The sequence below is a fragment of the Ruegeria sp. K11 genome (assembly GCF_056531905.1).
The window spans coordinates 169,633-182,344 of record NZ_JBQFMP010000004.1; the positions used below are offsets into that span (position 1 = coordinate 169,633).

Sequence of the window (12,712 nt, forward strand, 5' to 3'; positions counted from 1 at the left end):
CTCACTCTCCACCATCGTCCAGCGTCGGCCCGCCCGTATCGGTCACAAGACCCACATTGGAAAACCCGCCCGCATTCAACGCCCCCATCACCTGCATCACCTGCGCATAGGGAATGGATCCATCGGCCCGCAGGAACACCCGATCACTGCTGCGTTCCGCCGCAATCGCACGCAGCTTGCCGATCAACTCTTCCCGCAGCACATCCGTCGTCTGAATCTGCACCCGACCTTCTGCTGTCAGTGTGACCGTCAAAGGCTCTTCATTGTCCCCCGGCAACGCACTGGCCGCTGTTTTAGGAAGATCAACCGGCACGCCAACGGTCAGCAAAGGGGCCGCCACCATGAAGATGATCAACAGCACAAGCATCACATCCACAAAGGGCGTCACATTGATCTCAGCCATCGGCTGCGCACTGCCGCGCCGTCGGCCTCGCCTGCGCCCGTTCCCACCCGATGATTGCTGAACCGCCGCCCCCATGGTCAGCTGTCCAACTGACGCGAAAGGATTGTCGCGAATTCGTCGGCAAAAGCTTCATAGCCGCCAACAATCCGATCGCTATCCGCGCTGAGCTTGTTGTAGAAAATCACCGCCGGGATCGCGGCCAGCAGGCCCAGACCTGTGGCCAACAAAGCCTCGGCAATCCCCGGGGCCACAACGGCGAGGTTGGTGTTCTGTTGCTCGGCAATCTCGATAAAGGCGTTCATGATGCCCCAGACCGTACCGAAAAGGCCGATAAACGGGGCTGTCGAGCCCACCGTGGCCAGAATGGACAGCCCCTTTTGCAGGGTCTCCGCCTCTTTCGCGATGGCCACATCCATCGACCGGTCTATCCGCGCCGTCGCCCCCGCGATCAGCCCACCATCGGTGCGATGCGAGCGTCGCCACTCGATCATGCCAGCCGCAAATATCTTCTCGGAACTGCCGTCGGGCTGAGTTCCGGTCTGCTCGAACAACTCATCCAGCGGATTGCCGGACCAGAAGCTTTCGTCAAACACCTGCGCCTCGCGTCGCGCGGCCCGGTAATTGATAAGCTTCTGGATGATAATGCCCCAGGACCAGATTGATGCACCGACCAGCATCAGCATCACCAGTTTGACGATAAAGGTCGCGCGGGCATACAGCCCCCACATGGAGAAATCGATCTCCTGCGCCAGCGCCAGCGTTTCAGCTTCCATGAACCTGCTCTTTAGTTTTGCCTGATGGCCATTTGGCCTTGTTTTGCCAAACGCTAACGCAGATGGATGTGAAAAGCCAACAGAACCACCCCGGCGGGCGAAATTGTTACATCAATGCGCGAATCTCTGCCGGAAGGCGCACCGGCTTTCCTTCGGCATTCATGCAGACAGCGGTCACCTCGGCGCGGAAAATTTCAGTATCGCCGCGCTTGACCAATTGCGACATCGTCAGCCGTGCCCCCGATAACGAGACCATCTCGGTCTCGACTTCCAGCTCGTCTTCGAACCTTGCCGCCGCCAGATAATCCGCCTCGATCCGCCGCACGACCCAGACAATACCAGCATCGCGCATCGCGTTCTGATCATTGCCCAGCTTGCGCACCCAGTCGGAGCGGGCACGCTCGATGAACTTCAGGTAATTCGCATGATAAACCACCCCGCCCATGTCGGTGTCCTCGTAATACACACGAACCGGGTAAAGGTGTTTCATTGCGGCAGCTCCAATCTGGCAAACAGGCGCAACGCATGGGACGGGTCCTGCGCTGCACCGGGCAGAACCGGATCGTAAGCGGCCCGGATCAAAGCGGCAACATCGGGCCGCAGAATCGTCGCCTCTCCGGCAATGGCCAATGGCGATTGGCTGCGAAAAGCGGTATCCGACCACAACAGAACCGTTTGCACCACCTGGCTCAGTGCCAAAGTCTCCGCCGGAACCTTGGACAATTCCTTGTCCATCCGCAGAAATACAAAAGCCGCCCGGATGGCCCCGTCTTCTTCGAAGCGGAAAATACGGTACTGATTTGCGTCAGCCGCGACCAGCCGTTCGACCAGCGGGGCCAGATCAGGGATCAAACGATCCAGATCAGGGACCTCTAGCAGCTCCTGCCAGTCGCGGAAGAAGAAGACCATGCAATTGGCACCCAGTTCGGGATCGGTTTCGGCCATCTTATGGCCCGCCAATGTCACAACTGCCTCAAACGCCCCTTTAACGGTGGCCAGAGTCTCATCCTCAACCCCAAACACAATCGGCACAATGGGCCGCCCCCAGCGCGCAAACAGAAACTCTCCGCTCTCGCGGGTAAACAGCGCCTCAATCTGATCCGGAGTCACGCTCGCCCCTTCATCTTTTCAAAAATACTCCCGCCGGAGGCATAAAATCTAAAGCGCGCGGTATCAACCAAACAGATCGCTCTGCCCCTTAGGGGCGGCCATGCCCAAATGGGTCCACGCCTTCTGCGCCAGCATCCGCCCGCGCGGCGTGCGCTGGATCAGGCCCTGCTGCAGCAGATAGGGCTCAATCACCTCTTCCAGCGAATCCCGGCTTTCGGACAAGGCCGCCGAAAGCGTCTCAATCCCGACGGGCCCACCCGCATAGTTCTCGGCGATCAGCTTCAGATACCGCCGATCCGCGCCATCCAGCCCCAGATTGTCGACACCTAGCCGGGTCAACGCCCCATCCGCCAGCTCTCGGGTGATCCGCCCGTCGCCCTCGACAATGGCAAAATCCACCACCCGCCGCAGAAGCCGCCCGGCAATCCGCGGCGTGCCGCGCGACCGCCGCGCAATCTCGCGCGCACCTTCATCATCCGCAGGCGCACCCAGCTTGCGGGCGTTGCGGGTGACGATCTCGTGCAACTCATCGACCGTATAAAACTGCAAACGCGTCGGAATCCCGAAACGGTCGCGCAGCGGAGTGGTCAGCAATCCCATGCGCGTGGTGGCCCCGACCAGCGTAAACGGCTGCAACTCAATCCGCACCGTCCGCGCCGCTGGGCCTTCGCCAATCACCAGATCCAGCTCGAAATCCTCCATCGCCGGATAAAGCACTTCTTCGACCGCAGGATTCAGGCGGTGAATTTCATCGATGAACAACACATCCCGCGATTCCAGATTGGTCAGGATCGCCGCCAAATCGCCCGCCTTGGCCAGGACAGGCCCCGAGGTCATTCGGAAATTTACCCCCAATTCCCGCGCCATAATCTGCGCCAACGTGGTCTTCCCCAACCCCGGAGGGCCATGGAACAGCGTATGATCCATCGCCTCGCCCCGCTTTCGGGCCGATTGAATGAAAATACGCAGGTTCGCGCGCGCCTCAGCCTGACCAATGAATTCATCCAGCCCCTGCGGGCGCAGGGCGCGGTCATTGTCCTCGGGCATCGGCTCTGGGCGCAGGGTGGGGTCGGCATCTACCATCGGGTCACCCTTTCGGAGCCAGAAGTTTCAACGCGGCTCGGATCAATTCAGCTTCGCCCGCATCCGGCAGCGAGGCTGCGGCCTCAGCCACGGCCGACGCGGCCTCGGACGGGCCATATCCCAAATTCGACAGCGCCGAAAGCGCGCCCGCCGACGCTGCAGCGTTGCCTGATCCGGGTTTCTGAACCGGTCGGGGCGCAGGTGTCGGCTCAGCCGGTTCGACCACCTCCAGCGCCGGCCCGTCCATCGCCTCGGTCACGGTGCCGCCCATCGCCATCACGCCGGGGGCCTTGTCCTTGAGGTCCAGCACAATGCGCTGCGCCGTCTTCGGCCCAACCCCTTTGGCCGCCTTCACCGCGCCCCAATCGCCCAGCGCAATCGCACGGCTCACGCCATCCGGACCCAGCGCACTGAGAATGGCCAGCGAGACCTTGGCCCCAACGCCCTGCACGGAACATAGCAGGCGATGCCACTCCTTCTCGACCAGCGACAAGAACCCATAGAGTTGCATCAGGTCCTCGCGCACGACCATATCGGTATAGATCGAAACCCCCTCACCCACTCCCGGCAAGGCCGCCATGGTCCGGTCCGAGCAATAGACAATATAACCAACCCCACGCACATCGATCAGCACATGATCCGCTGCGCGGTAATCCAGTCGCCCTGTCAGTTTGCCGATCATACGCGCACCTCTTTCATCCGCGCCTGTGGCGCAGCCCCATAGTAGGAATGACAAATCGCGATCGCCAGCGCATCCGCCGCATCCGCCCCTTTGGGCGAACAGCCGGGCAATTGCAGCTTGACCATATGCAAGACCTGCTCTTTCTCGGCATGCCCAACACCAACCACCGTTTTCTTGACCCGGTTCGGTGCGTATTCACCCACCGGCAAGCCCGCCTGTGCCAGCGTCAGCAGCGCCACACCGCGCGCCTGTCCCAGTTTCAGGGTGCCCGCACCATCCTTGTTGACAAAAGTTTGCTCGATCGCAGCCTGGTCGGGCTGGTGTTCCGCGATCACCTCGACGATCTGATTGTGCAGCGACAACAGCCGCTCGCCCAGATCATCGCCGTCCGACTTGCAAAGCCCATTGGCCACATGGCTCAGACGGCTGCCATGCGATTCGATGACGCCCCATCCCAGGGTCCTGAGACCCGGATCAATGCCCAGAATGCGCATGTTCTGCCCCAGCCTGCTCGGGTTTTTGTGATCTTTTTATCGGGTTAGCACGAAGCGTGAACATTTTCCAAGAACTTTGCGCCACACGCAAATCCGACACGACTGTTCCCAAAGCGACAAAGCGGCCGATCCGCGACAAGAATTGGTCTGAATCCGACCCGTCCCTAAGGGAAGTATGGCCCTGAAATTAAGGCATTTTCATGCAATTCAAGCTTTGCAGTAATTGCATAGGACACATGCAAATTCCGCGCTTGCGGTGTCAGATCAACATCCCTAAATGCCCGGCAGATCGCAGGATCACGGCACACGCTTTAAACAGAAGGACACAGGATATGGCTGCACTGGACACCACCCGCATCACCACTGGCTCGTTCGGCCTCGTTGGCCGTATCGGCGCAGTATTCGTATCGGTCGTTAACACCGTTGTCGAATGGAATGACGCCCGCCAAACCCGTAACGCGCTGAGTGGTCTGACAGATCGCGAACTGGAAGATATCGGCATGAACCGCGGCGATATTGACGCCATGGCGGAAGGCCGTCGCTAAGACAATCAACCCACCACTCACACGCCCCCTGTTCCTCCCTCGGCGGGGCGCGCAAGAAAACACCGCGTGCGTTTCAGCATGCGGTGTTTTTCGTTGGGCAAAGCACTAGGTCAAAGCGGAAGACGCCGAATCTGCTCTGCGATAAATCCTGATACCGGCTCGATCTGCATGATCCAGGCCCCGGCCTTTTCTACCGATGTGCCTTCTGCCAGGCTATCGACGCGATTTTGATAGGCTCCGGCCCCAAGGCTGGCCAAAAGGAAGGCTTTGAAGCCAAAAAATCCGATAAGGCACAGCACAAGAACCTTTGCCGGTATGCCGGAACGGACTCTTTGGGGTTTCATCACCACCAAACCATCAGATCGCATCGTGGCTCGGTAGCCACGGCTGAGTTTCTGATGCTTCTTGCTCAGCTGCGCAATGCGCTGATCGAATTCCAGTTGCTTTCCAGTCATGGCAGCCTCCAAAAAAAACCGCCCCCCTCGTTTCCATTCAAGAACGGTAAAAAGAGATTGCGTCAAAAAAGTGGCCAGAATCCATAAAACTCCTGCAAATTGCCTAATTTGCGCCCTGTTTGCTTAAGATTAGCGTCGTCCACTCACCAATTTCGGCACGTTGGACCAGATTAAATCTATTCTGTGAATAAACAGAAACCACGTCATCTGCCTGTTCATTGAGGATTCCCGAAAGGATCGCATACCCGTCGCGCCGTAGGTTTTGACCAATTTCCGGCGACAAGGCCACCAGAGGACCCTTGAGGATATTCGCAAATATCAGGTCATACGGCGCGCGTGATTTGAGGTCCGGGTGATCAAATCCTGCGGCTTCCACACACAGAACCTCGCCCGACATTCCGTTTGCTTTCAGGTTGGCCTCGGCCACATCGACGGCGACCTCGTCGATATCGCTGGCGATGATATCTCCGTCCCAGACCCGGGCGGCCGCCATCGCCAGCACCGCGGTGCCACAACCGATATCGGCAACTTTCGAGGCCGAAAAGCCCTGATCCAATAGATAGTCCAGCGCCTTCAGGCACCCCAGCGTTGTGCCATGATGGCCGGTGCCAAAGGCCATCGCGGCCTCGATCAACAGCGGGATGCGGCCTTCGGGCAGATTGTCGGCATCGTGGCTGCCATAGACAAAGAAACGTCCAGCTTCGACCGGGGCCAGCTCACGTCGGACATGGGCGACCCAATCGGTTTCGGGCAGTTCCGAGACCACAAATGGCTTGGCCTCGAACGCCGCAGCCAGCAGCGCCAGTGCGGCCTCGTCCGGGGACTCGGTGAAATAACCGCCCACTTCCCACAGGCCCGAGCCGTCCTCGACCTCGAAAACGCCAACACCTGTGGGTTCGGGATCCAGCCGCTCCATCGCTTCTCCCAGCCCTTCGGCGGCTTTCTTCCCGGTCAGCGTGGTCAGGGCTGTGAATGTGGGCATCGGGGCCTCCTGTCTCAGTTGAGGCAGCGCCTAGGCCGACCGGCGCCCGACGTCAAGCGCTGGGTTACTCGGCGGGCGCTGGTGCGTATTTCGACAGGATGGTTTCGTTGCCCGGTTCCGGGTGGCGCGGGATCAGCAAAGACAACGCCAGAGACACGATCGCCATGGCCGCCGCCAATCCAAAGACCGCACCGGGGGAGATGACCCATAGCAACCCCAGCAATGCGGGCAGGAACACCGCCGCAATGTGGTTGATCGTGAACGCAACTGCCGCTGTGGGTGCGATATCCGCCGGGTCGGCAATCTTCTGGAAATAAGTTTTCAGCGCCAGCGCTAGGGCAAACAACACATGGTCTATCACATAGAGGATCGCCGCAAGGATCACGCCCCAGCCGAACCAGTAGATGCCGCCGTATGCCGCGAAAACGATAGCCAAACCGGCATATTCAAAGATCAGTGTTCGGCGTTCTCCGAAAACGGACACGGCTTTGCCGAGCATAGGTGCTGCGGCCATGTTGATCATCAGATTGATCAGGTAGAGGCTGGTCAGTTCATGCACTTCAAAGCCGAACTTCTCGACCATCATGAAGCCTGCGAAGACGACAAAGATCTGCCTCCGTGCGCCGGCCATGAACTGCAACGCGTAATACAGCCAATACCGTTTGCGCAGGACCAGTTTCTTGTTTTGCGGCGTCGGTGCATCGAATTGTGGATAAGCAAACAGGCAAACCAAAGCCAGCAGAGCGGTCGCACCGCCCGCGGCAATGAAGACGAAGTTATAGGAAAGATCGAACCGATCCCATGTCAGCACGATCAAGCCGTAAACCACCGCCGTTGCTGCCGAGCCCATCGCCACCAGCCAGCCCAAAATCTGCGGCGCACGGTCCTTGGGCAGCCATTGCAACTGCAGCGACTGGTTCACCGTTTCATAGTAGTGAAATCCGATTGAGCTGAACAACGTCACGAACAGCAGCCCACCCAGGCTGGGAAACCACGCGGTGATCGCGGTGGCCACGCCCAGCATCATCAGCGAGATCATCGCCAGCACCTGCTCGCGGATGAAAATGATCACGGCGATGACGCCCACAGCCAGAAACCCGGGTATTTCGCGCACCGTGTGCAGCAGGCCGATATCCGCCCCGTCGAAATTCGCCACCTCTTTGACGAAATTGTTCAGCAGCGCGCTCCAGGCGTTGAACGCGATGGGCATCATCAGCGCCATCATGAACAGCAGCGTCATGGGGCGGCGCCAGAACGGAAGGCTCTGCGCCTCGGAAAGCGGCATGGGTTTCAGCATGAGAGTGCTCTACGCTCATTTTCCGTGTTTGGCGAGGGGGTGCGCGCACATGAACTCTGCACCTGTGCAGGTTCAGTAAAAACTCTGGGGATCGATGTCCACGGTCAGACGGATATCGCCCTTCAGGTGCAGGGGCGCGATCCAGCGGGCGATGGCGTCCTGAATCGGCGCGCCCTTGGGAGCCTTGACCAGCAGGCGCACCCGATGCCGCCCCCGGATGCGTGCGATGGGCGCAGGCGCGGGTCCAAATACCTGAGCATCAATCGCACGCAGCGGCGCATCGTTGCGCGCCATGGCGTTGCCGATGTCAAAGACCGGACCGACCTCGGGGCCGGATAAGACGATCCCCGCCATCCGCCCGTAAGGTGGCACCCCTGCCGCCTGACGGCCTGCGGCTTCGGCTTTCCAGAACCCTTCCTCATCGCCCGACAGAATCGCGCGGATCACCGGGTGTTCGGGTTGAAAGGTCTGCAACAGCGCCTGCCCCGGCTTATCCGCCCGCCCTGCGCGCCCAGCAACCTGCCGCATCAGTTGAAACGTCCGTTCTGCCGCCCGCAGGTCAGCGCCGTGCAGGCTGAGGTCGGCGTCGATCACACCTACAAGGGTCAGCTTGGGAAAGTTATGCCCCTTGGCCACAAGTTGCGTGCCGATGACGATATCCGCATCGCCCTCGGCAATCTCTTCGATCTTCGCTTTCAGCGCGCGTGCCGAGCCAAACAGGTCGGAGCTGAGCATCGCAATCTTGGCTTCGGGGAAAGTGGCCTCGGCCTCTTCCGACAGCCGTTCTATCCCCGGCCCCACGGGGGCCAGCTTGCCCTCGACACCACAGGACGGACATTCCTCGGGCATCGGCTTGGTTTCACCGCATTGGTGACACATCAGACGTTTCAGAAACCGATGTTCAACCATCCGCGCGTCACAATGGTCACAAGCGATTTGTTCCCCGCAGGCACGACACAGCGTCACCGGCGCATAGCCGCGTCGGTTGATGAACAGCAGCGACTGTTCCCCACGTTCAATCCGCTGCCGCACCGCCTGCCGCAGCGAGGGGGAAATCCACGTCCCCGGCTGCATCTGCTCGGCTCGCATGTCGATGGGTTTCATCTCAGGCAGGACCGCCGCCCCGAACCGGGCCGTTAGATCGAGCCGCTCATATTTGCCCGCCTCGGCATTCGCCCAGCTTTCCAGCGAGGGGGTCGCGCTGGCCAAAATCACCCGCGCCCCGCAGATCGAGGACCGCAGAACCGCCATGTCCCGCGCGCTGTAATGCACGCCGTCTTCCTGTTTGTACGAGGTGTCGTGTTCCTCATCCACGACCACCAACCCCAGATCGCGAAACGGCAGAAACAACGCGGACCGAGCGCCGACGACCAGTTGCGCATCCCCCTGCCCAACCATCCGCCAGACCCGACGGCGTTCGGTCATGGTCGCGCCCGAGTGCCATTCCGCCGGGCGCGCGCCGAAGCGCGCCTCGACCCGCGTCAGGAACTCTGCCGTCAGCGCAATCTCGGGCAGCAGAACCAACGCCTGCCGCCCCATGCGCAGCGTCTCGGCCACGGCCTCAAGATAAACCTCGGTCTTGCCCGAGCCGGTCACGCCTTTCAGCAGCGTCGTGCCATAGTTGCCCGAACGCTGGCCCTCCTGTAGCCGTGCAACGGCGGTGGCCTGATCTTCGGTCAGCGCTTTCCCCGGCAGATCGGGATCAAGATCCGGATAGGGCAGATCGCGCGGGCTGTCTTCCTCGCGCACGGCACCCTGCTTGACCAACCCCTTGACCACAGACGACGTCACCCCCGCCTGCTCGGCCAGCTCCTTCAGCGTGAACGCCAAGCCGCCATAATCGCGCAAAACCTCCAGCACCCGCGCCCGCGCATCGGTCATCCGGTCCGGTTCCGCGCCACCCAGGCGGTAGATTTTCCGCATCGACGGAGGATCACCCAACCCCGGCGCGCGGGTCGCCAGCCGCAGCATCGCAGGCATCGGCGTCAGCGTGTAGTCGGCGACTTTGCCCAGAAACAACCGCATCTCTTCCCGCATCGGTGCGACCTCAAGCACCCGGATCACCGACCGCGCCTTGCTCAGATCAAAGCCACCCTGCCCAGGCCCCCAGACCACACCCAGCACTTTGCGCGGGCCCAGAGGCACCTCGACAAACGCGCCCAGAAAACACCCGCCCTCGGGCGCTTTGTAATCCAGCGTCCGGTCCAGAGGCTGCGTGGTCAGAACGGCCACCAGCTCACCCTGATCGAAATACTCCTGCGCGCTCACCGCATCTCCTAACTGGGGGTTTCAGCATCGGTGTTATTGGGGTAAAGGCATCCGCGACCAAGGCCAACCCATCAAAGGACTGCCCTCATGAAATTCTTCGTAGACACAGCCGAGATCGACGCCATCGCCGAACTGAACGATCTGGGCATGGTGGACGGCGTCACCACCAACCCCTCGCTGATCCTGAAATCGGGCCGTGACATTCTGGAAGTGACCAAAGAGATCTGCGATCTGGTCGACGGCCCCGTATCCGCCGAAGTGGTCGCGACCGAGGCCGACGACATGATCGCCGAAGGCCGCAAGCTGGCGAAGATCGCGCCGAACATCGCCGTGAAGGTGCCACTGACATGGGCCGGCCTGAAAACCTGTAAAACCCTCAGCGACGAAGGCCAGATGGTCAACGTGACCCTGTGTTTCTCGACCAATCAGGCGATTCTGGCCGCCAAAGCGGGTGCGACCTTCATCTCGCCCTTCATTGGGCGTCTGGACGACATCAACCTCGACGGCATGGATCTGATCGCAGATATCCGTCAGGTCTATGACAATTACGGGTTCGAGACCGAGATTCTGGCCGCTTCGATCCGCACCGTGAACCATGTGACCGACAGCGCGCGCATCGGGGCCGACGTGATCACCGCGCCACCAGCCGTGATCAAGAAACTGGCCGACCACCCACTGACCGACAAAGGTCTGGAAACCTTCTTGGCCGACTGGGCCAAGACTGGTCAGAAAATCCTCTGACACAAGCGCTGCCGCGCGGTGCCGACAGGCACCGCGCCCGGCCCAACTGCCAGCTCTGATCGACAGATCAGAGTCTTGCAGGCGGGAGGACCTGCCACAACCGGGACGAAATCCACTTTTACGTGCATTTTTTCCAAGGCAATTCCATCCACTCATGTTATAAGCCCGGCAAAACAAAAGACGACCGGACAGGACATGAGCAGCAACCCAAAACTCAAGGACAATCTCCGCGCGGCGATTCTGGCTGAACCCGATGTTGTGCTGGATGACAAGGACCTGATGCAGGCCCTGGTCGCGGCCAACGAACAGGCGCGAGGGAACAACGTCATCGACCTGCGCGGTATCGCCATGCAAAGGCTCGAGGCGCGGCTGGACCGGTTGGAAGACACCCATCGTTCCGTCATCGCTGCGGCTTACGAGAACCTTGCAGGCACCAATCAGGTACATCGCGCCATATTACGCTTGCTTGAGCCGGTCGAGTTCGAAGATTTCCTGCGCACGCTCGGCAATGACGTGGCCGAGATACTGCGCGTGGACCACATCACTCTGGTGCTCGAGACGACGTTGATGGGGGATGATCCGGCCATCAACAAACTGGGCGGTGTCCTGACCGTGGCGGAACCGGGTTTTGTCGACAACTATCTGACTTTCGACCGGTCAGGCCCGGCGCGCGATGTTATCCTGCGCGAAATGCGCCACACAAACCCGAAAGTGTACGGCGAAGAAAGCGCGCATTTACGATCCGAAGCCTGCCTCAAGTTAAATCTGGGCACCGGACGCCTGCCCGGCATGATTGTCATGGGGGCCACCGACCCGCAGCATTTCTCGCCCCAGCTTGGCACCGATCTGCTGACGTTTTTTGCCGGGGTCTTTGAACGGTCGATGCGTCACTGGCTGTCATGAGCCTGATCTCGCCTGCCTGCCGGGACGCGTTGCAGCATTGGCTGGACAGTTTGGGCGCGCTGGCGAACCGGTCCGAAAATACGCTCTCGGCTTATCGCAGCGACGTCATCGACTTTTTGTCCTTCATGACCCTGCATCACAGCGAACGGCAAGGGTTGGCCGCACTGCAACGCATCACGGTTTCGGACATGCGGGCCTGGATGGCGGATCAGCGCGGCACCGGCGTCGGGGCCAGATCACTGGCCCGCAAGCTCTCGGCAGTCAAAGGCTTCTACCGTTGGCTGGCCGAGCGGGAGGGATTCGAGGCCACTGCCGTCCTGTCCACCCGCGCGCCCAAGTTCACCAAGAAACTGCCCCGTCCGCTGGCCGAAGACGCTGCCCGCGCGATGATCGAAACCGTCGAGCTGCAATCGACGAATGACTGGGTTTCAGCGCGGGACGTTGCGGTCGTGACCTTGCTCTACGGCTGCGGGCTGCGCATTTCCGAGGCTCTGTCTTTGACCGGTGCCGACGCGCCCTTGCCGGACACGCTGCGTATTCTCGGCAAAGGTGGGAAAGAACGTATCGTCCCCGTCCTTCCGGCTGCTCGGGCGGCCGTTGACCGCTATCTGACCCTCTGTCCGCACCCTCGATCGCCCAATGCACCGCTGTTTCGCGGCGTGCGCGGAGGGCCCCTGAACCCGCGTGCCATTCAAGGCGCCATGGCCAAAGCCCGCATGCAGCTTGGCCTGCCCGCCACCGCCACCCCTCATGCGTTGCGGCACAGCTTTGCCACGCATCTGCTGTCCGCCGGTGGCGACCTACGGTCGATTCAAGAGCTGTTGGGGCACGCCTCGCTGTCGACAACACAAACCTATACCGCTGTCGATACCGCGCGCCTGATGGAGGTCTATAACCGAGCCCATCCCAAGGCCTGATCAACACACGCGATCAAATTGACCCAAACGGGTTTTTTGCTTTGCATCCCGCTGCCTGA

At 60.6% G+C, this 12,712-nt stretch carries 15 protein-coding genes; 4 read left to right on the forward strand and 11 right to left on the reverse strand.

Annotation, left to right across the window (positions count from 1 at the left end; all coding sequences use genetic code 11):
* Window position 1 precedes the first annotated feature (1 nt).
* From tolR to ruvC, 7 genes are all read right to left on the reverse strand, one after another.
* Complete coding sequence (tolR, locus tag ACR0K4_RS07980; RefSeq protein WP_480853521.1) at window positions 2-478, reverse strand: protein TolR; 477 nt, start codon at window positions 476-478, stop codon at window positions 2-4.
* Window positions 479-480: 2 nt separating this feature from the next.
* On the reverse strand, window positions 481-1,176 hold the full coding sequence (gene tolQ, locus ACR0K4_RS07985) for a protein TolQ (RefSeq protein ID WP_480853523.1): 696 nt from the start codon (window positions 1,174-1,176) through the stop codon (window positions 481-483).
* 106 nt (window positions 1,177-1,282) lie between these two features.
* Window positions 1,283-1,666, reverse strand: a complete 384-nt coding sequence (ybgC, locus tag ACR0K4_RS07990) for a tol-pal system-associated acyl-CoA thioesterase (protein WP_480517666.1) — start codon at window positions 1,664-1,666, stop codon at window positions 1,283-1,285.
* The gene (locus ACR0K4_RS07995) at window positions 1,663-2,286 is read right to left on the reverse strand and encodes a hypothetical protein (protein ID WP_480853524.1); all 624 of its coding nucleotides are present in this window, start codon (window positions 2,284-2,286) and stop codon (window positions 1,663-1,665) included. The genes ybgC and ACR0K4_RS07995 overlap by 4 nt, the downstream gene beginning before the upstream one ends.
* 63 nt (window positions 2,287-2,349) lie before the next feature.
* On the reverse strand, window positions 2,350-3,369 hold the full coding sequence (gene ruvB, locus ACR0K4_RS08000) for a Holliday junction branch migration DNA helicase RuvB (protein ID WP_480517662.1): 1,020 nt from the start codon (window positions 3,367-3,369) through the stop codon (window positions 2,350-2,352).
* 4 nt (window positions 3,370-3,373) lie between these two features.
* Entirely contained in the window at window positions 3,374-4,051 is a 678-nt protein-coding gene (gene ruvA / locus ACR0K4_RS08005; RefSeq protein ID WP_480853526.1) for a Holliday junction branch migration protein RuvA, read from the reverse strand.
* On the reverse strand, window positions 4,048-4,545 hold the full coding sequence (gene ruvC, locus ACR0K4_RS08010; RefSeq protein WP_480517658.1) for a crossover junction endodeoxyribonuclease RuvC: 498 nt from the start codon (window positions 4,543-4,545) through the stop codon (window positions 4,048-4,050). The genes ruvA and ruvC overlap by 4 nt, the downstream gene beginning before the upstream one ends.
* 332 nt (window positions 4,546-4,877) lie before the next feature.
* Here ruvC and ACR0K4_RS08015 point away from each other — a divergent pair, with 332 nt between their 5' ends.
* Window positions 4,878-5,090: a DUF1127 domain-containing protein gene (locus tag ACR0K4_RS08015; protein ID WP_480517656.1), complete on the forward strand. Its 213-nt coding sequence runs from the start codon at window positions 4,878-4,880 to the stop codon at window positions 5,088-5,090.
* A gap of 110 nt (window positions 5,091-5,200) precedes the next feature.
* Here ACR0K4_RS08015 and ACR0K4_RS08020 read toward each other — a convergent pair whose 3' ends face one another.
* The 4 genes from ACR0K4_RS08020 to ACR0K4_RS08035 form a co-directional block, all read right to left on the reverse strand.
* The gene (locus ACR0K4_RS08020; RefSeq protein ID WP_480853527.1) at window positions 5,201-5,545 is read right to left on the reverse strand and encodes a hypothetical protein; all 345 of its coding nucleotides are present in this window, start codon (window positions 5,543-5,545) and stop codon (window positions 5,201-5,203) included.
* Between the two features lie 103 nt (window positions 5,546-5,648).
* On the reverse strand, window positions 5,649-6,527 hold the full coding sequence (locus ACR0K4_RS08025; RefSeq protein WP_480853528.1) for a 50S ribosomal protein L11 methyltransferase: 879 nt from the start codon (window positions 6,525-6,527) through the stop codon (window positions 5,649-5,651).
* Between the two features lie 64 nt (window positions 6,528-6,591).
* Window positions 6,592-7,824: an MFS transporter gene (locus tag ACR0K4_RS08030; protein WP_480853529.1), complete on the reverse strand. Its 1,233-nt coding sequence runs from the start codon at window positions 7,822-7,824 to the stop codon at window positions 6,592-6,594.
* Between the two features lie 72 nt (window positions 7,825-7,896).
* Window positions 7,897-10,092 carry a primosomal protein N' gene (locus ACR0K4_RS08035; RefSeq protein WP_480853530.1) on the reverse strand — a complete coding sequence of 732 codons (2,196 nt, stop codon included), beginning with the start codon at window positions 10,090-10,092 and terminating at the stop codon, window positions 7,897-7,899.
* A gap of 87 nt (window positions 10,093-10,179) precedes the next feature.
* Between ACR0K4_RS08035 and fsa the strand changes: the two genes are divergently transcribed.
* The 3 genes from fsa to ACR0K4_RS08050 all read left to right on the forward strand — a co-directional run bounded on the left by fsa (window position 10,180) and on the right by ACR0K4_RS08050 (window position 12,653).
* Entirely contained in the window at window positions 10,180-10,833 is a 654-nt protein-coding gene (gene fsa / locus ACR0K4_RS08040; RefSeq protein ID WP_152457215.1) for a fructose-6-phosphate aldolase, read from the forward strand.
* 195 nt (window positions 10,834-11,028) lie between these two features.
* The gene (locus ACR0K4_RS08045) at window positions 11,029-11,736 is read left to right on the forward strand and encodes a DUF484 family protein (RefSeq protein ID WP_480517647.1); all 708 of its coding nucleotides are present in this window, start codon (window positions 11,029-11,031) and stop codon (window positions 11,734-11,736) included.
* The gene (locus ACR0K4_RS08050) at window positions 11,733-12,653 is read left to right on the forward strand and encodes a tyrosine recombinase XerC (protein ID WP_480853531.1); all 921 of its coding nucleotides are present in this window, start codon (window positions 11,733-11,735) and stop codon (window positions 12,651-12,653) included. Before ACR0K4_RS08045 ends, ACR0K4_RS08050 begins: the two co-directional genes overlap by 4 nt.
* Window positions 12,654-12,712: the final 59 nt, after the last annotated feature.

What these genes read in the sequence shown, in the direction of transcription:
- tolR (WP_480853521.1), bottom strand. Translation starts at nt 478, where the DNA reads ATGGGGGCGGCGGTTCAGCAATCATCGGGTGGGAACGGGCGCAGGCGA.
- tolQ (WP_480853523.1), bottom strand. Translation starts at nt 1,176, where the DNA reads ATGGAAGCTGAAACGCTGGCGCTGGCGCAGGAGATCGATTTCTCCATG.
- ybgC (WP_480517666.1), bottom strand. Translation starts at nt 1,666, where the DNA reads ATGAAACACCTTTACCCGGTTCGTGTGTATTACGAGGACACCGACATG.
- ruvB (WP_480517662.1), bottom strand. Translation starts at nt 3,369, where the DNA reads ATGGTAGATGCCGACCCCACCCTGCGCCCAGAGCCGATGCCCGAGGAC.
- ruvA (WP_480853526.1), bottom strand. Translation starts at nt 4,051, where the DNA reads ATGATCGGCAAACTGACAGGGCGACTGGATTACCGCGCAGCGGATCAT.
- ruvC (WP_480517658.1), bottom strand. Translation starts at nt 4,545, where the DNA reads ATGCGCATTCTGGGCATTGATCCGGGTCTCAGGACCCTGGGATGGGGC.
- ACR0K4_RS08015 (WP_480517656.1), top strand. Translation starts at nt 4,878, where the DNA reads ATGGCTGCACTGGACACCACCCGCATCACCACTGGCTCGTTCGGCCTC.
- ACR0K4_RS08020 (WP_480853527.1), bottom strand. Translation starts at nt 5,545, where the DNA reads ATGACTGGAAAGCAACTGGAATTCGATCAGCGCATTGCGCAGCTGAGC.
- ACR0K4_RS08025 (WP_480853528.1), bottom strand. Translation starts at nt 6,527, where the DNA reads ATGCCCACATTCACAGCCCTGACCACGCTGACCGGGAAGAAAGCCGCC.
- ACR0K4_RS08030 (WP_480853529.1), bottom strand. Translation starts at nt 7,824, where the DNA reads ATGCTGAAACCCATGCCGCTTTCCGAGGCGCAGAGCCTTCCGTTCTGG.
- fsa (WP_152457215.1), top strand. Translation starts at nt 10,180, where the DNA reads ATGAAATTCTTCGTAGACACAGCCGAGATCGACGCCATCGCCGAACTG.
- ACR0K4_RS08045 (WP_480517647.1), top strand. Translation starts at nt 11,029, where the DNA reads ATGAGCAGCAACCCAAAACTCAAGGACAATCTCCGCGCGGCGATTCTG.
- ACR0K4_RS08050 (WP_480853531.1), top strand. Translation starts at nt 11,733, where the DNA reads ATGAGCCTGATCTCGCCTGCCTGCCGGGACGCGTTGCAGCATTGGCTG.